Origin of the sequence: Lentilitoribacter sp. Alg239-R112 (assembly GCF_900537175.1) — a bacterium.
Taxonomy (GTDB): Bacteria; Pseudomonadota; Alphaproteobacteria; order Rhizobiales; family Rhizobiaceae; genus Lentilitoribacter.
Genome location: NZ_LS999833.1, coordinates 809429 through 832867 on the forward strand (window position 1 = coordinate 809429; position 23439 = coordinate 832867).

Below are 23439 nucleotides of genomic sequence, written 5' to 3' on the forward strand. Positions count from 1 at the left end.
ATCCAAAATAATGTGACCAATGGCGATCAGGTTTCATTATTCTGGATATTCAATTGCTGTGTCGGAACGTGTTCACTAGCGTATCAATTGTATCAGTCAAGCTAGGAATTAAACACAGATTATGTATGCGTGATTGCTACGAAAGATAGGCGATTTTATGAAATTACTCCCTAACCGAAGATATAGCCTAGACCGCGCACCGTGCGTATTGTCTCAGGTTTATTGGGATTGATCTCAATCTTTCGTCGTATTCGAGAAATTCTAAGGTCTATTGATCTATCAAAAGGTTCCCATCCCTTGTCATGAGCTTTCTCAAGCAACTGATCTCGATTAAGTATGCGGCCACGATTTTCAGCGAATACCTTAAGGAGGCTAAACTCCATCGCAGTAAGGGCTATTTCTACACCGTCAGCCCTATAAAGCTTGGCTGCATCTATATCTAATCGGCAAGATCCAAATGCAATTGTCCCCTTTAGAAGTTGTTCTTCTTCTTTGTCATCATTATTAAACTTTTTGCGGCGAATATGCGCTTTTATTCTTGCTCCTAACTCCCTTAAATCTACTGGCTTACAAATATAATCATCAGCCCCCAATTCTAAACCAACAATACGATCAACGACATCTGTTGCAGCTGTTAGCATTATGACAGGAACGTTGGATTTTGCCCGCAGTTCTTTAAGTGCAGTAAGTCCGTCAACACGAGGCATCTTCACATCAAGAATGATGAGTTCAGGTTCATTTTTTTCGAGTTGTTCGTGGAGTTCAGCTGCGCCTGATGTACTAATGACATCATAGCCGCTTTCTTCTAGATATTCTCCAACCATCTCGCGTAAATGGGTTTCATCATCACAAAGGAGAATTTGGGTTCGATGGTCATTCATGACTTCTCCTCCTGCGTTCTTTCATATAGTTCCCTGATAAGGCTCAGCAAATCATTGGCAGTGACCGGTTTTTCTATATGAAGACTTTTCGTACTTTCAAAAAATTCTGAAACCTCACTACTCATAGAATCACCAGTGATGAATCCAATTCGCATTGCATAGTGAGGAATTTCCACTTCAATCAACTTTAGGAAATCCTGCCCATTTAATTCTGGCATCTTATAATCACTGAGCACTACGTCGAATTTTTGACGTTTCAGTAAGCCCAGTGCTTCTTGAACGTTCGTTGCGGTTTCAACAATCATTCCACGTTCCTCCAGTATTTCCTGAATCAGGTCGACGACATCTTCTTCGTCATCAATTACCAGAACCCTGCAAATGACGTCGGGGAATTCTGCAACCTCGGAGGTCGTATTCTCGATTTCTTCTGTAGAGGCTATATTTAGATGAACGAAGAAGCTACATCCGTTACCAGGTTCAGACTCCAATGTTAGTTGACCGCCATGGCTGTCAACTATTCTGTGAGAAAATGCCAGACCAATACCTGTACCCACCCCTACATCTTTGGTCGTAAAAAATGGTTCAAATATCCTCGATTGAATATCTTTTGGTATGCCTTCACCATTATCTCTAACTTCAATGGTTGAACAATTTGCCTCCTTATCAAAGGAGCTTCTTAATATAAGTTGTCCATTCATACCTTTGTCAGCGAGCGCATGTTCCGCATTCACTATCAGGTTGGTAAGGACTTGAGTGAGTTGATCTTCATCGCAGAAAACTAATGGCAGGTCTTCTTCAAGTTCAACCTTGATGTCTGTTCCATTGGTCTTAAGGCCATAACCCGAAATATCCAAAGCTGACAGGACAATCTCATTTAGCGAACATACTTCAAGTTTGGTGGGGCGCTGGCGAGCCATAGCGAGAAATGTTTTAACAATTTTTGCACTTCGTTCTGCAGCTTGTTCAATTCTCTCAATCCGGCGCACTAAACGTGGATCATCCACATTACCTTCCAATAATTGAGCATACCCCACGATAATAGAAAGTGGGTTGTTTAATTCGTGTGCAACACCTGCAAGCAGCTCACCTAATGCTGATAGTTTTTCATTTTGATGAGAAATCTCACGTTGTCGCTCTAACTCTTTTTGAACCTTCTGTTGCTCAGTTATGTCTGAAAATGAGATAAGATAACCACCCAAACCGGTTGCGTTGGACGATGCATCAATAACACGGCCATCATTCGTTTCAAAAATGACCTTCTTGGAATAATTTTTAACAAGCTCGGTGAGCATTGCGTTATATTCATGTCCAGACATTCCATCTGGGACACTAAAGAAATCAGCTACAAGCAGTTTTTCCATTACGCTTGTGATGCTCTCGCCGGTCTGAGGGCGCTCGCCTTCAAGGAAGAAGATCCTGAACCATTGCTCATTAGCCATCACAAGATCCAGGTTCGCATCCCAAAGAACCAGCCCCAAATCCAATGCTTGTATAGCGTCATTTACGGCAGAAAGGCTCCTCTCTTCCGATCTCAATTTATCCGTAACATCCTCGATTGTAATGAGGCGTCCACCTAATGGCGTCACGCTGGACGTTCCGAGCAACATGCCGTCTTTTATTGGAAACTCGATACCTTGTGCAGCATCTCTGATGTGGTCCGTGTTTGACTGTATGTATTTGTCTGATCTCAAGTTTGAAGAAAGATAAATTGAATCAGTTTCAATGAGAAACTTGAGTATGTCCTTGATTTGCATCCCGTATAAAGAAGGATCTGGAGGGATATCGAACATTTGTAGAAACTTATCATTGAAAAGAACAAGTCGTCCATCGTCATCCAGCAACACAACTCCTTCATGCAGGGTTTCCAGAACGTCATTGAACATCTCACGAACGCGCCTTTCTGTTTGCCGCTTAATGGTGAGATCACTGAGCGTGATGAGATAACCACCAAGTTCTGTTGCATGTGATGACCCTGAAACCACTCGACCGTCAGTCAGCTCCAGCTCTTCATTTTTTAAATAATTGGCTGTGTTATGAATTGTAAAATTTACGATGTCTTCGGTTGTCAGACCTTCTGTGGACTTGAAATGTTTGGCATCCGCTAATCTTCGTATGTGGTCAGCCAAATTCTCTCCAAGCGATGGCATTTGGACGTTTGATCTATTAAAATATTCTTCAAGATACAGTTTATTGGAGAATAAGAAATTCATTTCAGAATCATAAAGTGCGATCGCCTGATCTAGCGATTCAACAACATCGTTCAGCATTTTTCGAGCGCCATCTTCCAACTTGCGCCGATCCGTGATGTCAATAATTGTAATGAGATAACCGCCAAGATTGGTTCTGCTAGACGAACATTGAATGATTTTTTCGTCCATTCTTTCAAGAACTAAATCTCTTCCGAATGACTTGATAAATTGAACTGTCTGCTCAGCCATTTCATCAGGTTCAATATTATCTGGTAGCATAAAGGCACCTGTGTCAAACACCTGCTTTGCGATGTCCACTGCACCTTGACCTGGTTCGAATTTCTGATGTGGCCCGACGAAAACCAAATCATAGTATCGATTATTGCATAACATGAAACGCATGTTTGGGTCATAGAGTGCAAACCCCTCTTCGAGTGCACCTATGGCATCTTCCAATAATGACAGCATGGAGGATGAAGGTATTTTATCAGATTCATTCTCCAATTGATCTCATCCCCATCACTGCTGCTCAACCTCGCACTTAAGTCATGTTCAACAAACATAAATAAGACACACGTATCGAAATGATATCGTAAATTGTATCAATTGTATCAGTTTTTATATTTATCGATACTGTTGAGACGTTTCTCGACGTCATCGAGAAAAATTCCCCCTCCATTTTGGCTTCACCAGCAATCTAGTTGGTAATAATTTAAAAATGGAGAAAGACAATGAACAAGTTAATTTTAGCAGCATTAGCGACATTAACAGCTGGCACAATGATGAGTACAGTCGTTGCATCTAACGCGACACCCCTTATGCGGTCTGTACAATGTGCGGATGGCACAGTGTTCAAGCTAGGTGATGAAATTACGGATGAAATTGCATGTGCAGATCATGGCGGTGTGTCGAACACAACGGTTGTTACACCAAGTCAATTACAGACTAATAGTGGAATTGACCCAATTCCATTAAAGCCCAAAACAACGTTCAAGCGTGTGAGTAAGAATATCGCTAAACGCTGAATTCGGACATTTATTAACTACAATCCTGTTCCGCAAGCGCGGAACAGGATTGTGAGCTTCTATAGACTGCTTGATTGGCATGGAGGCTATAACCCCTTTAAATAACCTCAATGTCTGTGATTGGCACACTCACGAAGCATTTCAATCTTCAAGTGAGTTCTGATCTGCGATGAACATCAGACATGAATGCCTAAACGTTGTTAGGCAACTTCTGGCCCAATCCGGAAGTTTACCAGCAAGCATCGTCTACTTTTTTATTTAGTAATGCCGAAAATGGCACAAAGTGAAATCTTGAAAGCTCTACATATTTTAGCATGATCCTGTTCTAGGATTTTCTAATTATTCAAGCCACAACTATCGTAGATGGTAGAAAAACATTATTTTTTTTGCGTGTTTGTTAAAAAATGTGCAAAAAAGTATAGTTTATAGCGGAAAAAATATTAGACGCGCGTATGAATTTTCGCCGAGTATTAGCCCAAGACGCATGGTGCGTCTGTTCCTTGGGAGGATAATATGAAGACACTTCGTAATGGTGCATTTGCACTTGCCCTGTGTACAACAACTGCAATTCCTGCATTTGGTGCAGAATTAACAATCGCGATCGTGAACAACGGTCACATGATCAATATGCAAAAAGTTGCTGAAGCTTATACTGAAGAAACTGGCGTTAAGCTAAACTGGGTTTCTTTGGAAGAAGGCGTTCTACGCGAGCAAGTAACTTCTGACACTGCAACTGGTGGCGGACAATACGACATCATCAATATCGGCATGCAAGAAGCTCCAATCTGGGGTGCTGCAGGCTGGATTGAGCCGCTTGAGTTTGGCGCTGAATACGACATCGAAGACATGCTACCAGCAATGCGCAATGGTTTGTCACACGAAGGCACACTATATGCAGCACCATTTTATGGTGAGTCATCAATGGTCATGTACCGCAAAGATCTAGCAGATGCTGTTGGTGTTTCTGTTGCAGACAATGATTCTTGGGACAACATCAAAAAAGCTGCAGCTGCAATGCACGATCCAGACAATGGTGTTTATGGCGCATGTTTGCGTGGTAAGCCAGGCTGGGGTGATAACATGGCGTTCATCACAACTGTCGTAAACTCATTCGGTGGCGCATGGTTTGACAAAGATTTCAAACCTCAGCTTGAGTCTGCTGAATGGAAAGCTGCAATCAACTTCTACGTTGATCTTTTGGGTAACTACGGACCTCCAGGTTCAGAAGGTAACTCATTTAACGAAATCCTTGCTCTTTACAACGAAGGTAAATGTGGCATGTGGATTGATGCAACAATTGCTGCTTCTTTCCTAGAAGTTGACGGTGTTGCTTACGCTCAGTCTCCAAATGCCGGTAACCCTGTAGGTGCAAACTGGTTGTGGGCATGGGCAATGGCTGTTCCAGCTGGCTCACCAAATTCAGATGAAGCTAAGAAATTCATCGAATGGTCAACATCTAAAGAATACATCAAAGCTGTTGCTGACCATCCAGAGTTTGGTTGGGGCAAAGTACCAACAGGTACACGTGCATCAACTTATTCGTATCCAGAGTTCAAAGCAGTTGCTAAATTTGCGTCTGCTGAAATGGCTGCGATTGAATCAGCTGCTCCTGAAGCAACAGACCTGAAGCCATATGTTGGTGTTCAGTTCGCTGCTATCCCGGAATTCCCAGAGGTTGGTTCAGCGGTTGCACAAGAAATGGCAGCAGCTCTTTCTGGTGCAAAATCAGTTGATGAAGCACTAGCAGCAGCTCAAAAAGCTGCAGACGCTATCATGGCAGAAGCTGGTTACTACTAATAATCTGGTAGTAAACAAATTGGTTCGGCGGTCCGCCGCCAAACCTGTTACCCTGAATGTGAATTGCCAAACATTTAATTTGTCGAACTTGGCATCATAAACTGGTTGATAATAATCAACCGAATTATGAGTTTCGCGAGCGATCAGCCCTGTAGGAGTTACCAGATCATGTCTAAAAGAACTCTTCCACGTTTGCTTCAAACACCAGCTGTTTTGCTATTACTCATCTGGATGATCGTCCCTTTAGGGATGACCCTATATTTCTCTTTTATTCGTTATGTTCTAAATAGCGCACGTAGACCGGAATGGACGACACCAAGCCTCAGTAACTGGCGCGGGCTAGGGAACTTCGAATATGTTCTAAACGCGAAAGACTTTTGGTATGCAGTACAAAACAGCTTATTCATTGTCGGTAGCATTTTGGCTATAACTGTGACTTTGGGGCTGGCAATCGCCGTCCTTATCAACAGATCGTTTCCCGGGCGTGGCGCTGTCCGCGTTCTCCTTATTTCACCGTTTTTTGTAATGCCTGCGGTAAATGCCGTTCTTTGGATTAACATGATACTTGATCCGGTTTTGGGGCTTAACGGACTTGCCGTTGGCGCGTTGAACGAACTCATCAACGGCTTGAAAGACTTCCCCGTTCTCGGCGACTTTTTCTCGCTATGGCCTGAGTTACAACCAATATCTTTCCGAGCAACACAAACAGCATCTTACGCTGTAATTATTATGGTTGCTTGGCAATGGACGCCATTTGCAGTGCTAATCTTTATGACGTCTTTACAGTCAGAAGACCAGCAGCAAAAGGAAGCGGCAGTTCTGGATGGTGCGAACGCTTGGTCACAATTCCGCAATTTAACACTGCCACATTTGGCAAGACCGATGGCGATTGTGGTGATGATACAATCAATTTTTCACTTATCACTCTACGCGGAAATAGAAATTGTAAGTAGAGGTAACGGGAATAAAAACCTACCATATCTCATTGGTGAATTTGCTTCAAATAATATTGGTGCCGCAAGTGCCACGGGTATATTTGCAGTCATATTGGCGAACATCGTAGCATTATTTTTACTGCGCATGATCGGCAAAAGTTTGATGGATTAGAGGATTAGATTATGGCTATTGTTGCTCAAAGATCCAAATTTGGAAAAACCTTCTTGCCTGTTTTGGCTTGGACTGTTGCGATCATCTTCTTCTTTCCGATTTTCTGGTTGGTTTTTACAAGCTTCAAAACGGATGCGGATGCGGTAAAACCTGAATTCCTGTTTGTATTCACACCGACACTTGAGAACTATCTCAATATGACGGAAAACTATGATTATTGGCGCTTTGCCATCAATTCGGTCATTACATCAACATTTGCAACCGCTTTTGCCTTGTTTGTTGGCGTGCCAGCCGCCTATGCGATGGCGTTTAATCCTAGCCGCCACACTAAAGATATTTTAATGTGGATGCTCTCCACCAAGATGCTACCCGCAGCAGCTGTTCTCTACCCGATGACTTTTTTGACAAAAAACTTCCTGCAGATTTATGACACACATTTCCTTGTCATCGTCGTTTTATGTCTCATTAACTTACCCATTGCGATATGGATGTTGTTTACATACTTCAAAGAAATTCCAAAAGAAATCATCGAAGCAGGTAAGATGGACGGCGTGACAACTTGGGGTGAGATCAAAGATATCCTTATCCCGCTAGCATGGGGCGGTGTTGCATCCACGGCACTTTTGACTTTTATTTTTTGCTGGAACGAGGCCTATTGGACGGTTCGTCTTACCACAATCGATGCAGCAACGCTCGCAACGTTAATTGAAGGTAACCGTGCACCTGAAGGTTTGTTCTTTGGTCGTTTGTCAGCAGTCTCTGCAGCGGCTGTTGGTCCCATCGTGGTTCTCGGATGGTTCTGCCAAAAGCAACTTGTACAGGGTCTTACATTCGGAGCGGTGAAATGAGCTTTAATCCCGCACCCGTAAATTTAAAAGGCAAAAACTGCTTGGTAAATAATGCCATTGGAGGCATCGGAGGTATCATTGCAGAACACTTTGCAGCACTCGCACTGTTTCCCTATGAAATTCGCGTCAATGCAAATTCTCCCAGTGTTATAGATGCACTCTTTGCCAAAATTGAAAGTAAAGAGCTACTGCAGAAAAAAAATGACGTTGGGGAGGCTATTCCTCTTGGCTATATGGGGACGCCAAGAGACGTTGCTCGTATTGCGATTTTTCTTGCCTCAGAACAATCTATGTATATCACAGCGCAAACATTAAGCGTTGATGGTGGAAATGTGTTGAGGTAGCCAAATGTCAATCCTCTTACCCGAATTGGAATACGTGGACCGTGCGACGGAAACTATCCGCTATCTCGAACACGGTTGGCCAACCAATCTTTGTCGTTGGCATAGTCACGCCGAATATGAACTTCACTTAGTCGTGGCAACACGTGGTAAAGCATTTGTCGGGGATTACATAGGTGAGTTTGTACCGGGGTCTCTCTTTATGACCGGGCCACAACTACCACATAATTGGGTAACGGATGAAGTTGCTCATCCGGAGCCGGTTGAAATCCGCGATATGATGGTACAGTTCAGCCAAGAGAGTGTTGATAAACTTGCAGAAGCTTTCCCTGAATTTCAAGAGATGGAAGCCATGTTTGAGCTGGCAAAATCTGGCATTGAATTTACCGGTTTCAATCCAATTTTTGCAAAAGGGCATTTGGAACGCATTAGAAGCACAAGAGGATCAGAACGCATCGTTGCATTCTTGCGGTTTCTTGTACGTGTGAATGAACACGTAGAGAAACTACCATTATCTGTTGCTGGAATGGTGCAACCAGAGGGCAATTCTAAACAAGCGCGTATCGCCGAGGTTATCGATCATATCACCAAACATTTTGCAGAAGATATTTCCGTTGAAATGGCAGCCGAAATGGCGAGAATGAGTTCGGCTGCTTTCTCACGGAACTTCCAACGTTTTACAGGGAATAAATTCGTCGAGTTTGTGAATAGAATTCGAATTAGCCAAGCTTGTTCCATGCTTTACTCTACCGACGAGCAAGTCGCATCCATCTGCTTTTCAGTAGGCTTCCACAATCTTGCAAACTTTAATCGACATTTTTTAAAAATGAAGAACATGACACCAACGGAGTATCGTGATTTGGCATTAAGTGAACTAGCACCAAAACAAAGATTTTCGTCATGACAGTTATGTCAGTTGACATAAATCGGGAGATCCCCGCGTCTGATTATGATAGAACTGCATGCGAGATCGGGATTGTGCATATCGGATACGGCGCTTTCCATCGCGCCCATATGGCTGTGTATATTGATGAATATATGCAGAAGTCCGGCGATCTGCGTTGGGGTATTGCTGCTGTAAACTTACGCGCTTCAGAAGCTGAAAATTTCGCAGAATCCGCGAAAGCAAAAGGCGGCTATGTTCTTAAAACAACAACACCGGATGGAGAAAAAAGGTATCAACGCATACGCCCGCATTGCGCGTTTTCAGATTGGACAAACAATCAACAAGCTACGGAAAATTTAATCTCTCGCGAAAGTGTTTTTGTCGTCTCCATCACTGTGACTGAAAGTGGATATTATCTCAACAATGATTTTTCTCTCAATTTGAATGAACCCGTTATTGTCGCTGAATTACAGGGTGGTGAAAAACAGTCTGTATATGCATTTTTGACATCTGCACTAAAGAAACGCCAGCATGCGCACGGCAATCCACTTAATCTATTGTGCTGCGATAACATCCGGGCAAATGGTAAAATGCTTGAGCGGAGTTTTTGCGCATATCTTAAGCAACTTGGTGAAAGTGAGCTGCTTAATTGGGTGGAAAGAAATGTAAGCTTCCCCTGTTCAATGGTGGACCGAATTACACCGCGCGCCAGCGGTGGGTTGCGCGGAGAGATTTCTGCCGTAACAGGTTCTCTTAACGATGACCCAATTCATGCAGAAACATTTATTCAGTGGGTTTTGGAAGATCACTTTAAGGCACCTATGCCCGATATTGCCAAAGTCGGCGTCGAAGTTGTTGAAGATGTTGACCCTTATGAAGAAGCCAAAATCCGCATCTTAAATGGTGGACATACAGGTTTGTGTTATTTCGGCACCATCAAAGGTCACACGACTTATGATCAAGCCATCCTAGACCCTGAATTGAGTGCTATTTTCGATAATTTTGAGAAAATTGAGGTTTTGCCCGGGTTAAATATTGATTTGCCCTTTGATAAGGCTGACTATTTGGCTGAAATCACAGCTCGCTTTTCCAATCAAGCAATCGCAGATCAACTGGAGCGAATTTGCATGGATGGGTATTCCAAGATGCCCATCTTTATTCGACCGACATTAGAATCATGTTTGCATCAAGGAATTGTTCCTGTTCACACATATCTATGTGTCGCAAGTTGGTATGTCTATGCAAGGCGATTTGCCAACGGACAGCTCAAAGTCAATTATCACGATCCATTTTGGCAGGATTTAAAACCGCTTCTTGCTGATGGAGCAGAGGCCAAATTTGCGCAATCAAAACAGCTTTGGGCCGAATTACCCAATCAGTATCCAGCATTTATTGATGGCATGACCAATGCCATCAGAGAGGTAGAAAAACGATGGCCGGTTTAACGATAAGAGACGTTGTAAAATCCTATGGCACTACAAAAGTTATGCATGGAGTGGACCTTGACATTGACGATGGAGAGTTCGTTGTATTTGTCGGACCATCAGGTTGTGGTAAATCCACCCTGTTGAGAATGATTGCTGGTTTGGAAGAAATTTCTGGAGGTGAAATCTCAATTGGTGATCGCGTTGTGAACGAAGTTGCGCCTGCAAAACGCGGTGTGGCCATGGTGTTCCAAACCTACGCCCTTTACCCCCATATGACGGTTTTCAACAATATGGCATTTGGCTTAAAACAGGCTAAAACGCCCAAAGATGAGATTGATCGTCGTGTAAATGCGGCAGCGAAAATACTCCACATAGAGGAATATCTACAACGCACGCCCCGTGCGCTTTCAGGTGGCCAACGACAACGTGTCGCTATTGGGCGCGCCATTGTTCGAGAGCCAGAAGTGTTCTTGTTTGATGAGCCTTTGTCAAATCTTGATGCAGCGCTACGTGGGCAAACACGGCTTGAAATCGCCCGTTTGCATGAGCGCCTAGGTTCAACGATGATTTATGTGACCCACGATCAAGTTGAAGCGATGACACTGGCAGACAAAATTGTGGTGTTGCGTGACGGGTTGATTGAACAAGTTGGCAAACCTATGGAACTTTATTCCACGCCGGACAATCTATTCGTTGCCAAATTTATTGGCAGTCCGGCTATGAACATGTTCGACGTTAAACCCGATGCAGAAAACGTCTTTGTTGGCGGCCCCGTAGCAGTCGCGCCGACACCTAAAAACTCGAACGGCGAAATTGTTGTGGGCCTACGTCCTGAGCATCTTATTTGCTGCAAACCAGAAGAAGCCGTTATTAGCGGGAGGCTCGACCTTATTGAACAGTTAGGTGATCACGTGATTGCCCATCTCATTCGCGAAGATGGTGTTGAGTTCGTTGCAAAAGCTGAAGATTTCAGCAGCGATAAAAAAGGTGGAATTATTCACCTTGCTATGGATCCAAGCAGAGTTCATTTATTCGATAAACAAACCGAGCAACGCATTAAATGATATTATGCTGCGGTGAAGCTCTAATAGATATGATTGCCACGGACATTGGTGATGGTAAACAGGCTTTTGCGCCTTACTGTGGCGGCGCTATATTTAATACAGCCATTGCTTTAGGTCGGTTGGATATAGACGTTGGCCTTCTATCGGGCGTCTCAACAGATCTATTTGGCAAACAACTCATCAAGTCACTGCTGGAAAGTAATGTCGATGTGTCTCCGCTTATTCGCTCAGACAGACCAACAACACTGGCATTTGTGCAATTGGAAAATGGGCATGCCAGATATTCATTTTTTGATGAAAATTCAGCAGGCAGAATGCTTACGTCTTATACATTGCCAGAAAATGTCGATGGATATAAAGCTTGTTACTTCGGCGGAATAAGTCTCGCATCAGAGCCATGTGGAGACGTCTATTCTGATTTAGCTGCACATCTTGCGCCAGACCATATCGTGATGCTTGATCCAAACATTCGCCGTTCATTCATTGCAGATGAGGGGCGTTATCGCGCCAGACTTAATAAACTGATGAAAATGGCAGATATCGTCAAAATATCAGATGAAGACCTCAACTGGATTATTCCAGATAATGCTAGCCTTGATGTCAAGTTGGAACATGTGAAGTCTCTAGGACCATCCATCGTTATTCTTACCAAGGGTGAGGATGGCGCAATCGCTCTTTATGGCAATGGTCAGAATGTATCTGTTAACGGGCAAGCCGTTGAAGTTGTCGATACTGTCGGCGCAGGCGATACATTCAATGCTGGATTTTTGGCAAAACTATCGAGTTTAAAATTACTTGAAAAATCAGCCCTTCAAAATATTGAACAAGCCACATTGGAAGAAGCGCTATCATATGCTGCAAAAATTGCTGCTGTTACAGTTTCGCGATCTGGTGCAAATCCGCCATGGAAAAATGAACTCTGATCACGGCTAAAGTATCTCCATCAGGCACGAGCCCGAAGTCCTCATTTGATTTCAAGAGAACTGTTGTTACTTTAAGATCAAAAGTTCTAAGGCAGCCTTATCAGGGTGAGAATTGGCCAATTGCGGAATTACGCGACAATCACCTGCAAATAATTAATTTAATTTGTCGGCGAGAATAGACGTAGTAAACTAGCAAGCATATCGGTGCTTACATCAAGATTGATATCACGGTAAATTTTAGGTTCATTTGCAGGACTGTGATTATAGGGGAAATCAAAAGACTTAACCATAAGTTATACAGAAGTTCTTTCAAATAACCGGAAATAACTGCTTCACCACATTCCACATAGCCAATCATTGCATCGGTTCAATAGCAGGATTCTGAGCGAGAATTACCTATGGTATGAATATCAGGGAGTGACATTGACAGAATGAAACTCAATGCAAGAATTAATAGATAAAGCCTGCATACAGACATAATAATATTTATATGAATTAGCAGCATACGCTTAAATATACAGCCGAGATTCTAATATTCTGCAATTGGCACACAGTGCCTGTTCCACCCCAGCATTATTATTTCAGCTTATCACTTCAGTGCAGACTTTGCAGATTAGATATTGCAACATCAGTAATCACTTGAGTTGGCAATTGAGAACTCCTGAATATTGACACCTAGTGTTATTTGACTGGACTTTTGGGCCAAAGGAAGCAATTCATACCTCATGCTGCCCGATCATCGGGCTCTTTCCGGTAGCTGCACAGGAACATATGTGGCTTGACCAGGAAAGGAACGATCATGATCAACACGTCCGGTAACATAGTTTTGTCGCAACACAGGACCGTGTATTCAAAACCTCAAAAAACGTCTAGTAAACCACGCAAAAAGTCTGAGATCATCTTACATGCGTTACAACGCAAACGTGGTGCATCTCTTGATGAACTCTGCATAATCACGGGGTGGCAAGCCCATTCAATTCGCGGACATATATCAGGGACATTACGTAAGAAGAAAAAACTGAATGTATCTTCAGACCTCACTAGATCAGGTACTCGCCGTTATCGAGTGATCGAGGAGTGTAGTTGATGCGAAGTCAAATAAAAGCAAACAGAGTAATTCATGCCCCAAGTGCAGCTGATATGTTTGCGGAAATATCTAAGTATGACAGGTCAGCATTGGTTGAGAAATGGCAGAACTTTTTTGGAACTGCTCCAGCTAAAAACACCTCATCATCTATTCTAATTCGTGTCATGGCACATAAAATACAAAGCAGAGTTTTTGGAGGATTAAGTTCTTCATCGAAGCGAGCATTGCGCAAAGAACTAAAGGCCTCATATCAAAAACAAGCTATGAGCGTCTTGCATGAACCCAGTGCGGTAAATGGAAAACCTGATAGCCAAGTAGCCGCTACAAAACATCCAACCTCTCAGCCCCCCCTTCTATCTGCAGGTACTCAATTGATCAGAGAATGGAATGGCAGACCATATCGTGCTGAAGTGACTGACGGTGGCTTCATTCTCGATGGGAAGAGCTATCAGTCTCTGTCAGCCATCGCCAAGAAGATAACAGGCACCCATTGGTCAGGACCACGGTTCTTTGGTCTTAGTACATCTAAACCAATGAAAGCTTCTGATGCTATTGCTGGCGTGGCTACCGGAGCCGCACAATGAAGAAGATCCGTTGTGCCATCTACACCCGTAAGTCATCCGAGGAAGGTTTGGATCAGGACTTCAATTCACTTGATGCTCAACGGGAAGCGTGTGCGGCTTATGTCGCCAGTCAAAAGCATGAAGGCTGGGTCTTACTACCTGACCATTATGATGATGGAGGTATATCAGGCGGGACTATGGATCGCCCTGCCCTTCAAAGGCTGCTCAATGACATTGATGAAGGCCTTGTAGATCAGATCATTGTTTACAAGATTGATTGGCTTACTCGGTCCTTATCAGACTTTGCAAAACTGGTTGATCAGCTTGATGCAGCTGAGGCTTCATTCGTATCCGTCACCCAGAGTTTTAATACATCCACCAGCATGGGGCGACTAACACTGAATGTCCTATTGTCATTTGCCCAGTTTGAGCGAGAAATCACTGCCGAATGGATTAGAGATAAGATATCAGCATCCAAGAAGAAGGGCCTATGGATGGGTGGTTCAGTGCCAATTGGATATGTGGCTGATGGAAGAAGTTTAAAAATAGACGAGAAAGAAGCAGAGACTATTCGCATCATCTATAGCCTCTATCGGAAACACGGCAATATCCGTTTGGTAAAAGATGAGGTTGATAAGCTTGGGCTTCGGTCAAAAAGCAGGCTGATTACCAAGAAGCCCATAGATGGTGAGAGGCACCCGAAACAGATTGGCGATGTATCTTTCGGCAAAGGACATATTCACTTCATCCTGACCAATCCTATCTATGCAGGACGCATACGCCACAAAGATACAGTTTATAATGGTCAGCATCCAGCTATCATCAACCCAGAGATATGGGATGAAGTTCAATCTCAACTACAAACGGATGCGCGTAAAACCAGAACCAAACAGACTAGCTCTGTTGATCCATCAAAGCTTCTTGGCAAGATCTTTGATGAGAATGGTGCCCGCCTTACACCGAGCCACTCAAAGAAAGGCAAACGGCGTTATCGCTATTATGTGTCTCACCATCTTATTCAAGATACCAACAAACCGTCAGATCAAACGAATTCATTAAACAAAGGGAACAGCAAACCTAACTGGCGACTTCCAGCAAAGCACTTTGAAGATATGATTGGAATGGTAATCATGGATCACCTTACCAAGAACCAACACAAGTTACTGGCAGAAAACGCTCCTACGGAACAAGTCAAGTCACTCTCGGAAACCATCAAATCCATTACGCACAAGAGTGATAAATCTCAACAGCTGAAACTCAACCATTTTGAATTGATCGAGCGCATTGATCTGCAAGCTGGATCTATCACTATAAAACTCAACGGAGAAGAAACTACAACGCAGCTTTCGATCGATCACAAACTAACCAATGAAGACATGCTCACGTTCGGGACTCCATTCCAATACAGAAAACGTGGTGTTGAGACCAAATTCACTATTGGAAATCAGATTACAAACCATGATGAGATACTTGTTAGAAACCTAGCCCAAGCACATCATTTTATGGATCAGCTTAAATTGGGAAGAAGTCCTGAACAGATTGCGCAAACCTATTCTATCAAATCAAAAACAACGATCACTGCTAGGCCTGTTTCTCTTCTTATCAAACTGGCCTGCCTAGCACCTGATATCACAGATACTATCCTTCAAGGTCTTCAGCCACATGGCCTCACATCAGCAAAGTTACTCAAATCACACCTTCCCTTTGATTGGGAAGAACAGCGTGAGATGGTTCGCAAATTCGTCTAAACTAAGATCTGCATTTTATTCCCAGCCCATGGTCATAAATATATTTGCATGACCTAAGCATCAGCGATCAATCAACGCGATGCAAAACTCCCAAACCTGCACCTCCAAACATTCCGACAGAGACTTTTTATAAACTCGCGCGCCAATACGCCCATTTATCGCATATTTATAGCGTAGACATAAAAACAAACCCATGAATTCATTATGAAATTCGCGGAGAGACATAAGCTCGGCTGAAAAAGAAAAATGCGGTGGCTGGGGCACCTGGATTCGAACCAGGGATACCGATACCAAAAACCGGTGCCTTACCGCTTGGCCATGCCCCAACGTTACCGCGATTGGCAAATAGCAAATGTATCCTCATCCTACAAGCACTATATTTCATAAAATTGACAAAAATTTGCAACTAAGGTCTATGAAGGCCAAAGAAAGCAATTTTGAACAGAGAATAGGCTACGTCTTTTGAGTACTCTTACTTTCAATACTAAGTTTAAACCAAATCATGGCAGTGTTACCGAGCTTGAAGACGGTATTTATCGCATCACTGCAAATAACCGCGGACCAATGACGTTTGAAGGTACCAATACTTACCTTATAGGCAAGGAAAACATGGCTATCATCGACCCTGGCCCGGTTGATTCTGATCATTTAAAAGTGATTCTAAATGCGCTTGAAGGGCGACCTCTTTCCCATATTTTTGTGAGTCATACCCACAAAGACCATTCTCCACTGGCGAAAGAGTTACAATCTTTAACAGGTGCCACAATTTATGCCGAAGGGCCTCATAGAGCCGCAAGAAGTTTACAAGCTGGTGAGAATAATCTGTTGACAGAAAGTTCTGACCTCGATTTTTCACCCGACGTTGAACTTTCTCATGGGCAAATCATTGATGGTGGAGATTGGCAAATCCAAGCTGTTCATACACCCGGTCACACGGCCAATCATTGTGCATTTGCATATCTTGAGCGCGAAACGCTGTTTTCAGCCGATCACGTAATGGCATGGTCAACATCGTTTATCGGCCCGCCTGATGGCTCAATGAGTGATTATATGACTTCGCTCAAGATACTGATTGATCGAGATGACAGACATATTCTACCCGGCCACGGACCAGAAGTTATAGCACCGAAAGATTTTCTGTTGGGTCTCCATAAACATCGCAAATCCCGTGAGCAGGCGATTCTGGAGGCAATCAAAGAAAATGGTAGTCTTTTGATCTCTGAAATCATTGGTTTAGTCTATCAAGACTTGGATGAGCGCTTAAAACTAGCCGCAAGTCTTTCCACGCTTGCGCACTTGGAAGATCTTGTCGAACAGGGGGAGATAAAGACTAATGATACAGTTTCTCTCAAAAGCAGATATCAACGAGTTTAATTAGCACCAACAATACCCAAGAGATTGTTATCAACTTTAGTAAGGAAACTATTGATTAACTCAGCATTGATTCCAAGATCGTGCGGTCCGTATCTCGTTGCCGAGCGCATTTCCACAAATGTCGCGGATTCATCTTCAGTAAGAAGCAACATGACATCCTGCTCAACACCAAGAATGAATGATTTCTTTGTTAATTGTATGCGAATTGTTGTACCTTGAAACCCAGCAGTGCTGTCGGATGCTCCGGACCTTATAATCGGTGTTGGAGTTGGAGTTGGGATACCCAGATTTTCACCACTTTGAGTTTGCCTTTTCGATTGGGGCTCTGCTTCTATTGGCGATAAAAATTCATTACCCTCACTAGAAACAACAGAGAACTTTTCACTGATAACTATGTCCTGTACCGCTTGATAGACCCGATCAATCGCACCTTGGTAACGTCGTTCTGATAATTGACTATAGATCCGGGTATTTTTTAGATTTATGAGGACTTCGCCTGAATATCCTCTCGGCAACCACGATTGCGGGTGCTTTGGCTCTTGCAGCCAATTTAAAAGTTCTTGCTCGGATGTACTGACATCGTATTGTTGTGGCAAAGACACATATCGATATGCACTCAGACCAAATGGCAACAAAGCAACTAGATTGAGGCAAAGTCCGACAAACGAAGCTCGGCCTCCTTTAGCGCCAATTGCCCAAAGCATAGAAAGCCCGATAATCGCTAACCCTAATCCAAATGCAGCAATTGTGCTTGCCACAAGTCCCACTCCCACGGCTTCCGGAGTTGGAAACCCACCAAATCGATGAAAACCCCAAACAATGATCAATAGAAGAAGTGCAAAATATCCGATCCGCCGAGACCAAATCGCAGCAACAGACTTCGGGCGCTTATAAATTACAGGCATCTTGCTGCTATTCCGCTTCACTAGACGTTGTCATTTGCGCCTCGATATTAGCTTGAGCTGCAGCAAGACGAGCGATAGGCACGCGAAAAGGCGAGCAGCTGACATAATCAAGGCCAATCTGATCAAAGAACTTTACTGATGCTGGATCGCCACCATGCTCACCACAAATTCCTATTTTTAGATCAGGCTTCGTGGCTCGTCCGCGCTCAATCGCCATTTGAATAAGTTCGGCGACACCCTCCATGTCGAGTGAAACAAATGGATCTTCATCTACAATCGCTTTTTGGCGGTATGTTCTGAGAAACGGTGAAGCATCATCACGCGATATTCCGTAAGTCATTTGAGTTAGATCGTTTGTACCAAAGGAGAAAAACTCCGCGGATTCAGCAATTGCATCTGCACGAATAACGGCGCGTGGTAACTCGATCATTGTACCAACGAGGTAATGCACTTGTGCACCCATCTCCTCCATAACCTCTTTGGCAACAGCATTGATACGTTCTTTAACAAAGTCTAATTCTTTTTTAAGCGCAACCAGCGGCACCATGATTTCCGGCACAACGGGAGCACCAGTAATTTTCGCCGCTTCAATTGCAGCTTGGAAAATGGCGCGTGCCTGCATTTCCGTAATTTCTGGATGCGAAATTGCTAACCGGCACCCTCGATGACCCAACATGGGGTTAAATTCTTCCAGTTCCTCAATGCGACGATGCAGAACAGACGCATCTACACCCATTGCATTTGCCGTATGCAGAATTTCCTCTTCTGCCTTTGGCAAAAATTCATGCAATGGTGGATCTAGTAGGCGGATAGTGATTGGTTGACCATTTCCAGCTTCAAATAATTCAATAAAATCAGAACGCTGCATGGGAAGCAGTTTATCAAGAGCGGTTCTTCTTCCTTCTTCGGTTTCCGCCAAAATCATCTCGCGCATGGCAAGAATTCGGTCGCCCTCAAAGAACATATGTTCTGTGCGGCACAAGCCAATGCCTGTCGCACCGAATTGACGCGCAGCAAGCACATCGAGCGGCGCTTCGGCATTTGTGCGCACATCCATGCGACGTGCATCATCAGTCCATTCCATTAACTCGCGGAACTCATCCGACAATACAGCTTCCTGCATTAAAATTTCGCCCTGCAGTACTTCCCCGCGCGTACCATCAAGAGTTATCAAATCACCTTTCTTAAGTTGCTTACCCGCGGCAAGAAGGGTTTCATTTGCTAAATCCAGGCGTAGATTTCCCGCACCACAAACACAGGGAGTACCCATTCCACGCGCGATCACCGCAGCATGGCTGGTCATACCTCCACGAATGGTTAAAATTCCTTCAGCACGCTGCATGCCATGAACATCTTCTGGGCTTGTTTCCGTTCGCACCAAAATAACTTTATGGCCCTCCCGACTAGCTGAGATGGCATCTTCCGCGGTGAATACAATCTCACCACTTGCAGCACCTGGTGAGGCAGATACGCCTGAACCAATCACGTCACGCTTGGCTTCCGGATCAATTGATGGATGTAGTATCTGTTCCAATGAAGTTGCATCAATACGCATGATGGCTTCATTCTTTGAAATCATGCCTTCACGGGCCAGATCAACCGACGTTCTTAGCTGCGCAATTGCCGAAAGTTGCAAATCTACGCTTTCTCCTATGAAACACTCGCCCGATTGGACCACGAACCCAATTCGTTGAGATCGCTCAAAGTGAAGTTCTATAGCTCTACCTAATTTGGCCAATTTCGCATGCAACTCAGGATCATCCTGAAACAGACTCAGTTTTTCACCAATCTCTTGCTCTGTCAGGCTCATGCCAAATTCTGTTGTTCGCGCAGATTGATCTCCCACAATGTTCCAACCAAACTTGCCACGAATTTCATTCACACCAGTTTTACGATTCCTTGTATCTAAAAAGCCCTGTCCACTTCTGCCATCAAAATCAGCAAAAACACCACGCCGGACTAGAAGTGCAAGACCTTCATTGTCATCAATTTCTTGAATCTGGCGCTGCATTACAGCTCGCGGTGACATCCAGCTTTTTAGCGCTGCAATAATGGCTTGGCGCAGTTGTGAATGGAGATCATCTGGAAACTCAATCCCATGTTCATCTGATAAAAGTGCACGAAAGTCGCCTGATAGGGTAATCACCTGTTCAAGCGAAAATTCGGCTTCACTATCGAGATTTAACTCATTCTTTCGTTCATCAAAAAGATCTTCGAGTACGTCGGGCGTAATACCCAGTGCAAACTCAGAAAACTGATATAAGAATCGCCTAAATTGTCCGGCAGCTCGGCTGTCACTTGAAGAGATTTCCTCAAACTCGGGATCTATCTCGCGCATGACATTTGCGACTTTTCGTGCATTCTGCGCATTCATACCAAGGTGGTAAATTGGGCTGACAATTCCGGCTATTCGTGACTTAGGGCTTACTTTATGTGTCAGAAATAGCGGAAGCTTGCCCGTGTCACTGGCATCTGATCTACCCGCATCGATTTTCTGCACAGCCGCGGCAAGTTCGGCTTCAAAACCATCAGGCAATGAGTGATGTTCGAGAAAATATCGACATGTGTCTGCTTTAACAATAAAGCCTGACTGAACAGGAAAACCACTTGATGAAAGAGTATTTAGACGTGCGCCAGCGTAGCCAAGACTATCTAAGTTAGCGTCTGAGTTCGCAGAAGCATTTTCAGTATCTGCGCCAAGTTGTTCAATCCACACTGTCATCAGATTCGCCCTCCTTGAACGATCCTGATTATTTACGACAAAATAATGTCGAAATATTCTCAATAAACTTTCAAACTTGTGTAAACGTCTTTTATGCTGCAACGCAACAAAATTTTGATATCTAGGTACACTCCCCGGAAATATTAGTCCATTTCAAATACCAAATATCAATATTTATCACAAAAGTAATGTTTGAGACCCCTCGCGAACCGCTCATAACATAGTTTTAGTGGTGGTGCAGAAAAACTGAATAAAAAAATATTTTCATCAACGAAAATTCTATCTATCGGCCTGAAAAGGTTGAATCTCATTTCAAATCTACTTCCTCTTCTAGGGTTTTTTATGCGCCGCCCTGTTCTTTAACTTATTCTTCGACGACAAATTAAGGAACAAGAACTTGAGCCAAACAGACAATTTATCACTTCCCTTCATTTTGCCCTCACAAGCGCAAAAACATGTCACCCATAATGAAGCGTTATTAAAGCTTGATGCGATCATTCAATTAAGCGTTCAAAGCAGAAACCTAGCAACACCTCCCACATCTCCAGATGCTGGTAGCCGCTATATTGTGCCAGCGTCTGCAACGGGAGGTTTTGCCGGAAAGACAGGAAAACTTGCGACCTTTCAAGATGGAGCATTCCAGTTTTCGGACCCGCAAATTGGCTGGCTTTGTTACATTGTGGATGAAACCAGTTGGCGATATTTTGATGGCAGTTCCTGGGCTGAATTTATCAACTCAAATGCCCGTTTTGAACAAATAGGTATCCATACAAATGCTGATACAACAAATAAATTGTCAGTCTCATCATCTGCTAGCCTCTTTAATAACGTCGGCAATGGCCACCAACTAAAAATTAACAAATCAACCGCTTCTGATAATGCAAGCTTATTGTTCCAAACAGGTTTTTCTGGGCGCGCGGAATTTGGCCTGTCTGGTGACGATCAGTTCCGTATCAAAGTAAGCGCAGACGGAAGTTCATTCACCACCGCTTTAACCGCAAACCACACACATATGGAAACAAACCTGCCACTTGTCCTAGCTACTTTCAACGCTGCAAGTTTACCTACTCCAAGCCCATCAGGTCAGGTTATATACGTTTCAGATGCCGCATCTGGTGCGATCATTGCTTTTAGTGATGGTGCTAACTGGAGGCGGTGTGATACGAGCGCTATCGTAACATAGCACTAAACTACGTATATTGCTCATTTATGGCTAATTTCTGTAAATTCTCACAAAATATCTCAAACAGTCAATTATTGTGTGCGTCAAATTAACGTCACAGAAAGAAACTTAGGGCAAAGCCCTAGACGCAACTAAAATGAAAGCGTAACGAAATCTCAGTAATTCTCGCGACTTATCAGTAAAAAATCATAAGAAAACCATAAATGACTGACAGACCCAATATTCCTTTCGTAGACCTTGCAGCCCAACAAAACCGTATCCGAAAGGATGTAGATATTGCTATGGCCCGCGTTCTTGATCACGGGCGATACATTATGGGACCTGAAGTCGGCGAATTGGAAGAGGCGTTAGCTAAATATTGCGGTGCAAAACATGCGATTGGTTGTTCGTCTGGCACAGATGCACTTGCAATGGTTCTGATGGCAAAAAGTATCAAGCCCGGACAGATTATTTTTTGCCCATCATTTACTTTTGTGGCGACTGCAGAAGTTGTCGCTTGGCTTGGCGCTAAAGTTTGTTTTGTAGATGTTGAACCCGATACATTTAACATTGATCCAAAGGCACTTCAGGCCGCTATTATTGAGACGAAAGCGAACGGGATGGACCTTGCTGGCATCATCTCCGTAGATCTCTTTGGTCTCCCAGTCGCGCATCAGGAACTAGATAAAATCGCTACCGAACATGACCTTTGGATATTGTCAGATGCAGCCCAAAGTTTTGGTGCTCGCTATAACAATAAGCCAGTAGGCACAATGGGGCTGGCGACAACAACTAGCTTTTTCCCAGCCAAACCACTGGGCGCCTATGGCGATGGTGGCGCCATGTTCACTGATGATGACCAACTGGCAGAAGAATTGCGCTCTATCCTTTTTCATGGAATGGGCAAAAACCAATATGACAATGTCCGCATTGGTATGACAGGTCGCCTGGATACTATGCAGGCTGCAGTCCTACTTGAAAAACTTAAGATTTTTGAAGACGAAATTGAGACACGCCAAAAAGTTGCAGGCATATATACTGATGGCTTGAAAGATTTGGTAACCGTTCCACATATCCCACATGGTCGCATGTCAGTTTGGGCACAATATACCACGCGTTTACCTGAGGGTATTGATCGCGCTCAATTACAAGAATACCTGACGAACAAAGGCATTCCGACAGCCGTTTACTACGCAAAACCATTGCATAGACAAGAAGCATACGGACATAATATCATTGCAGGCGGTGAGTTACCTATAACTGATGCGCTATCAAAAGATGTCTTAAGCCTGCCGATGCACCCTTATTTGGACGCACCCACCCAAGAATACATTATCGAACATATCGATAGCGCTTTAAAAGCACAGTCTTAGCGTTAAGCTGTAGGCGT

Annotated in this window: 19 protein-coding genes and 1 tRNA gene; 15 read left to right on the forward strand and 5 right to left on the reverse strand. The window is 43.7% G+C overall.

The features are described 5' to 3' along the window. Nucleotides 1-170 precede the first annotated feature (170 nt). Both G3W54_RS04405 and G3W54_RS04410 read right to left on the reverse strand, forming a co-directional pair. A complete protein-coding gene (locus G3W54_RS04405) occupies nucleotides 171-881 on the reverse strand; it encodes a response regulator transcription factor (RefSeq protein WP_162651913.1) in 711 nt (236 codons plus the stop codon). Next, a complete protein-coding gene (locus tag G3W54_RS04410) occupies nucleotides 878-3574 on the reverse strand; it encodes a PAS-domain containing protein (RefSeq protein ID WP_162651914.1) in 2697 nt (898 codons plus the stop codon). The genes G3W54_RS04405 and G3W54_RS04410 overlap by 4 nt, the downstream gene beginning before the upstream one ends. A gap of 227 nt (nucleotides 3575-3801) precedes the next feature. Between G3W54_RS04410 and G3W54_RS04415 the strand changes: the two genes are divergently transcribed. The 12 genes from G3W54_RS04415 to G3W54_RS04470 all read left to right on the forward strand — a co-directional run bounded on the left by G3W54_RS04415 (nucleotide 3802) and on the right by G3W54_RS04470 (nucleotide 15886). Next, entirely contained in the window at nucleotides 3802-4095 is a 294-nt protein-coding gene (locus G3W54_RS04415; protein ID WP_162651915.1) for a hypothetical protein, read from the forward strand. A gap of 513 nt (nucleotides 4096-4608) precedes the next feature. Beyond that, nucleotides 4609-5892 carry a sugar ABC transporter substrate-binding protein gene (locus G3W54_RS04420; protein WP_162651916.1) on the forward strand — a complete coding sequence of 428 codons (1284 nt, stop codon included), beginning with the start codon at nucleotides 4609-4611 and terminating at the stop codon, nucleotides 5890-5892. 168 nt (nucleotides 5893-6060) lie between these two features. Then, on the forward strand, nucleotides 6061-6999 hold the full coding sequence (locus tag G3W54_RS04425; protein ID WP_162651917.1) for a sugar ABC transporter permease: 939 nt from the start codon (nucleotides 6061-6063) through the stop codon (nucleotides 6997-6999). An 11-nt stretch (nucleotides 7000-7010) separates the two neighbouring features. Next, nucleotides 7011-7847, forward strand: a complete 837-nt coding sequence (locus G3W54_RS04430) for a carbohydrate ABC transporter permease (protein ID WP_162651918.1) — start codon at nucleotides 7011-7013, stop codon at nucleotides 7845-7847. Continuing rightward, a complete protein-coding gene (locus G3W54_RS04435; RefSeq protein WP_244627831.1) occupies nucleotides 7844-8191 on the forward strand; it encodes an SDR family oxidoreductase in 348 nt (115 codons plus the stop codon). The genes G3W54_RS04430 and G3W54_RS04435 overlap by 4 nt, the downstream gene beginning before the upstream one ends. A gap of 4 nt (nucleotides 8192-8195) precedes the next feature. After that, nucleotides 8196-9092 (forward strand): AraC family transcriptional regulator, encoded by an 897-nt coding sequence (locus G3W54_RS04440; RefSeq protein WP_162651920.1) that lies wholly within the window; start codon nucleotides 8196-8198, stop codon nucleotides 9090-9092. Beyond that, nucleotides 9089-10519, forward strand: a complete 1431-nt coding sequence (locus G3W54_RS04445) for a mannitol dehydrogenase family protein (protein ID WP_197742787.1) — start codon at nucleotides 9089-9091, stop codon at nucleotides 10517-10519. Before G3W54_RS04440 ends, G3W54_RS04445 begins: the two co-directional genes overlap by 4 nt. After that, entirely contained in the window at nucleotides 10507-11565 is a 1059-nt protein-coding gene (ugpC, locus tag G3W54_RS04450; RefSeq protein WP_162651921.1) for a sn-glycerol-3-phosphate ABC transporter ATP-binding protein UgpC, read from the forward strand. Before G3W54_RS04445 ends, ugpC begins: the two co-directional genes overlap by 13 nt. Next, nucleotides 11562-12488 (forward strand): carbohydrate kinase, encoded by a 927-nt coding sequence (locus G3W54_RS04455; RefSeq protein ID WP_162651922.1) that lies wholly within the window; start codon nucleotides 11562-11564, stop codon nucleotides 12486-12488. Before ugpC ends, G3W54_RS04455 begins: the two co-directional genes overlap by 4 nt. Nucleotides 12489-13287: 799 nt before the next feature. Continuing rightward, nucleotides 13288-13575, forward strand: a complete 288-nt coding sequence (locus G3W54_RS04460) for a DUF3489 domain-containing protein (RefSeq protein WP_162651923.1) — start codon at nucleotides 13288-13290, stop codon at nucleotides 13573-13575. Beyond that, nucleotides 13575-14159, forward strand: coding sequence for a DUF2924 domain-containing protein (locus G3W54_RS04465; RefSeq protein WP_162651924.1), 585 nt, complete (start codon nucleotides 13575-13577; stop codon nucleotides 14157-14159). The genes G3W54_RS04460 and G3W54_RS04465 overlap by 1 nt, the downstream gene beginning before the upstream one ends. Beyond that, on the forward strand, nucleotides 14156-15886 hold the full coding sequence (locus G3W54_RS04470) for a recombinase family protein (RefSeq protein WP_162651925.1): 1731 nt from the start codon (nucleotides 14156-14158) through the stop codon (nucleotides 15884-15886). The genes G3W54_RS04465 and G3W54_RS04470 overlap by 4 nt, the downstream gene beginning before the upstream one ends. Nucleotides 15887-16138: 252 nt before the next feature. Here the strand turns inward: G3W54_RS04470 and G3W54_RS04475 are convergent. Continuing rightward, a tRNA-Gln gene (locus G3W54_RS04475) sits at nucleotides 16139-16212 on the reverse strand. Between the two features lie 136 nt (nucleotides 16213-16348). Between G3W54_RS04475 and G3W54_RS04480 the strand changes: the two genes are divergently transcribed. Continuing rightward, on the forward strand, nucleotides 16349-17260 hold the full coding sequence (locus G3W54_RS04480; protein WP_162651926.1) for an MBL fold metallo-hydrolase: 912 nt from the start codon (nucleotides 16349-16351) through the stop codon (nucleotides 17258-17260). Here G3W54_RS04480 and G3W54_RS04485 read toward each other — a convergent pair. Together G3W54_RS04485 and ppdK are read right to left on the reverse strand one after the other, a co-directional pair. Beyond that, on the reverse strand, nucleotides 17257-18165 hold the full coding sequence (locus G3W54_RS04485; protein WP_162651927.1) for a DUF1499 domain-containing protein: 909 nt from the start codon (nucleotides 18163-18165) through the stop codon (nucleotides 17257-17259). The two genes, G3W54_RS04480 and G3W54_RS04485, sit on opposite strands and share 4 nt — an antisense overlap. Nucleotides 18166-18172: 7 nt before the next feature. Then, nucleotides 18173-20887 carry a pyruvate, phosphate dikinase gene (gene ppdK, locus G3W54_RS04490; RefSeq protein WP_162651928.1) on the reverse strand — a complete coding sequence of 905 codons (2715 nt, stop codon included), beginning with the start codon at nucleotides 20885-20887 and terminating at the stop codon, nucleotides 18173-18175. Nucleotides 20888-21284: 397 nt separating this feature from the next. Here ppdK and G3W54_RS04495 point away from each other — a divergent pair, with 397 nt between their 5' ends. Together G3W54_RS04495 and G3W54_RS04500 are read left to right on the forward strand one after the other, a co-directional pair. Further along, on the forward strand, nucleotides 21285-22070 hold the full coding sequence (locus G3W54_RS04495) for a DUF2793 domain-containing protein (RefSeq protein ID WP_162651929.1): 786 nt from the start codon (nucleotides 21285-21287) through the stop codon (nucleotides 22068-22070). A 203-nt stretch (nucleotides 22071-22273) separates the two neighbouring features. Further along, complete coding sequence (locus G3W54_RS04500; protein ID WP_162651930.1) at nucleotides 22274-23422, forward strand: DegT/DnrJ/EryC1/StrS family aminotransferase; 1149 nt, start codon at nucleotides 22274-22276, stop codon at nucleotides 23420-23422. Nucleotides 23423-23439: the final 17 nt, after the last annotated feature.

What these genes read in the sequence shown, in the direction of transcription:
- G3W54_RS04405 (WP_162651913.1), bottom strand. Translation starts at nt 881, where the DNA reads ATGAATGACCATCGAACCCAAATTCTCCTTTGTGATGATGAAACCCAT.
- G3W54_RS04415 (WP_162651915.1), top strand. Translation starts at nt 3,802, where the DNA reads ATGAACAAGTTAATTTTAGCAGCATTAGCGACATTAACAGCTGGCACA.
- G3W54_RS04420 (WP_162651916.1), top strand. Translation starts at nt 4,609, where the DNA reads ATGAAGACACTTCGTAATGGTGCATTTGCACTTGCCCTGTGTACAACA.
- G3W54_RS04425 (WP_162651917.1), top strand. Translation starts at nt 6,061, where the DNA reads ATGTCTAAAAGAACTCTTCCACGTTTGCTTCAAACACCAGCTGTTTTG.
- G3W54_RS04430 (WP_162651918.1), top strand. Translation starts at nt 7,011, where the DNA reads ATGGCTATTGTTGCTCAAAGATCCAAATTTGGAAAAACCTTCTTGCCT.
- G3W54_RS04435 (WP_244627831.1), top strand. Translation starts at nt 7,844, where the DNA reads ATGAGCTTTAATCCCGCACCCGTAAATTTAAAAGGCAAAAACTGCTTG.
- G3W54_RS04440 (WP_162651920.1), top strand. Translation starts at nt 8,196, where the DNA reads ATGTCAATCCTCTTACCCGAATTGGAATACGTGGACCGTGCGACGGAA.
- G3W54_RS04445 (WP_197742787.1), top strand. Translation starts at nt 9,089, where the DNA reads ATGACAGTTATGTCAGTTGACATAAATCGGGAGATCCCCGCGTCTGAT.
- ugpC (WP_162651921.1), top strand. Translation starts at nt 10,507, where the DNA reads ATGGCCGGTTTAACGATAAGAGACGTTGTAAAATCCTATGGCACTACA.
- G3W54_RS04455 (WP_162651922.1), top strand. Translation starts at nt 11,562, where the DNA reads ATGATATTATGCTGCGGTGAAGCTCTAATAGATATGATTGCCACGGAC.
- G3W54_RS04460 (WP_162651923.1), top strand. Translation starts at nt 13,288, where the DNA reads ATGATCAACACGTCCGGTAACATAGTTTTGTCGCAACACAGGACCGTG.
- G3W54_RS04465 (WP_162651924.1), top strand. Translation starts at nt 13,575, where the DNA reads ATGCGAAGTCAAATAAAAGCAAACAGAGTAATTCATGCCCCAAGTGCA.
- G3W54_RS04470 (WP_162651925.1), top strand. Translation starts at nt 14,156, where the DNA reads ATGAAGAAGATCCGTTGTGCCATCTACACCCGTAAGTCATCCGAGGAA.
- G3W54_RS04485 (WP_162651927.1), bottom strand. Translation starts at nt 18,165, where the DNA reads ATGCCTGTAATTTATAAGCGCCCGAAGTCTGTTGCTGCGATTTGGTCT.
- ppdK (WP_162651928.1), bottom strand. Translation starts at nt 20,887, where the DNA reads ATGACAGTGTGGATTGAACAACTTGGCGCAGATACTGAAAATGCTTCT.
- G3W54_RS04500 (WP_162651930.1), top strand. Translation starts at nt 22,274, where the DNA reads ATGACTGACAGACCCAATATTCCTTTCGTAGACCTTGCAGCCCAACAA.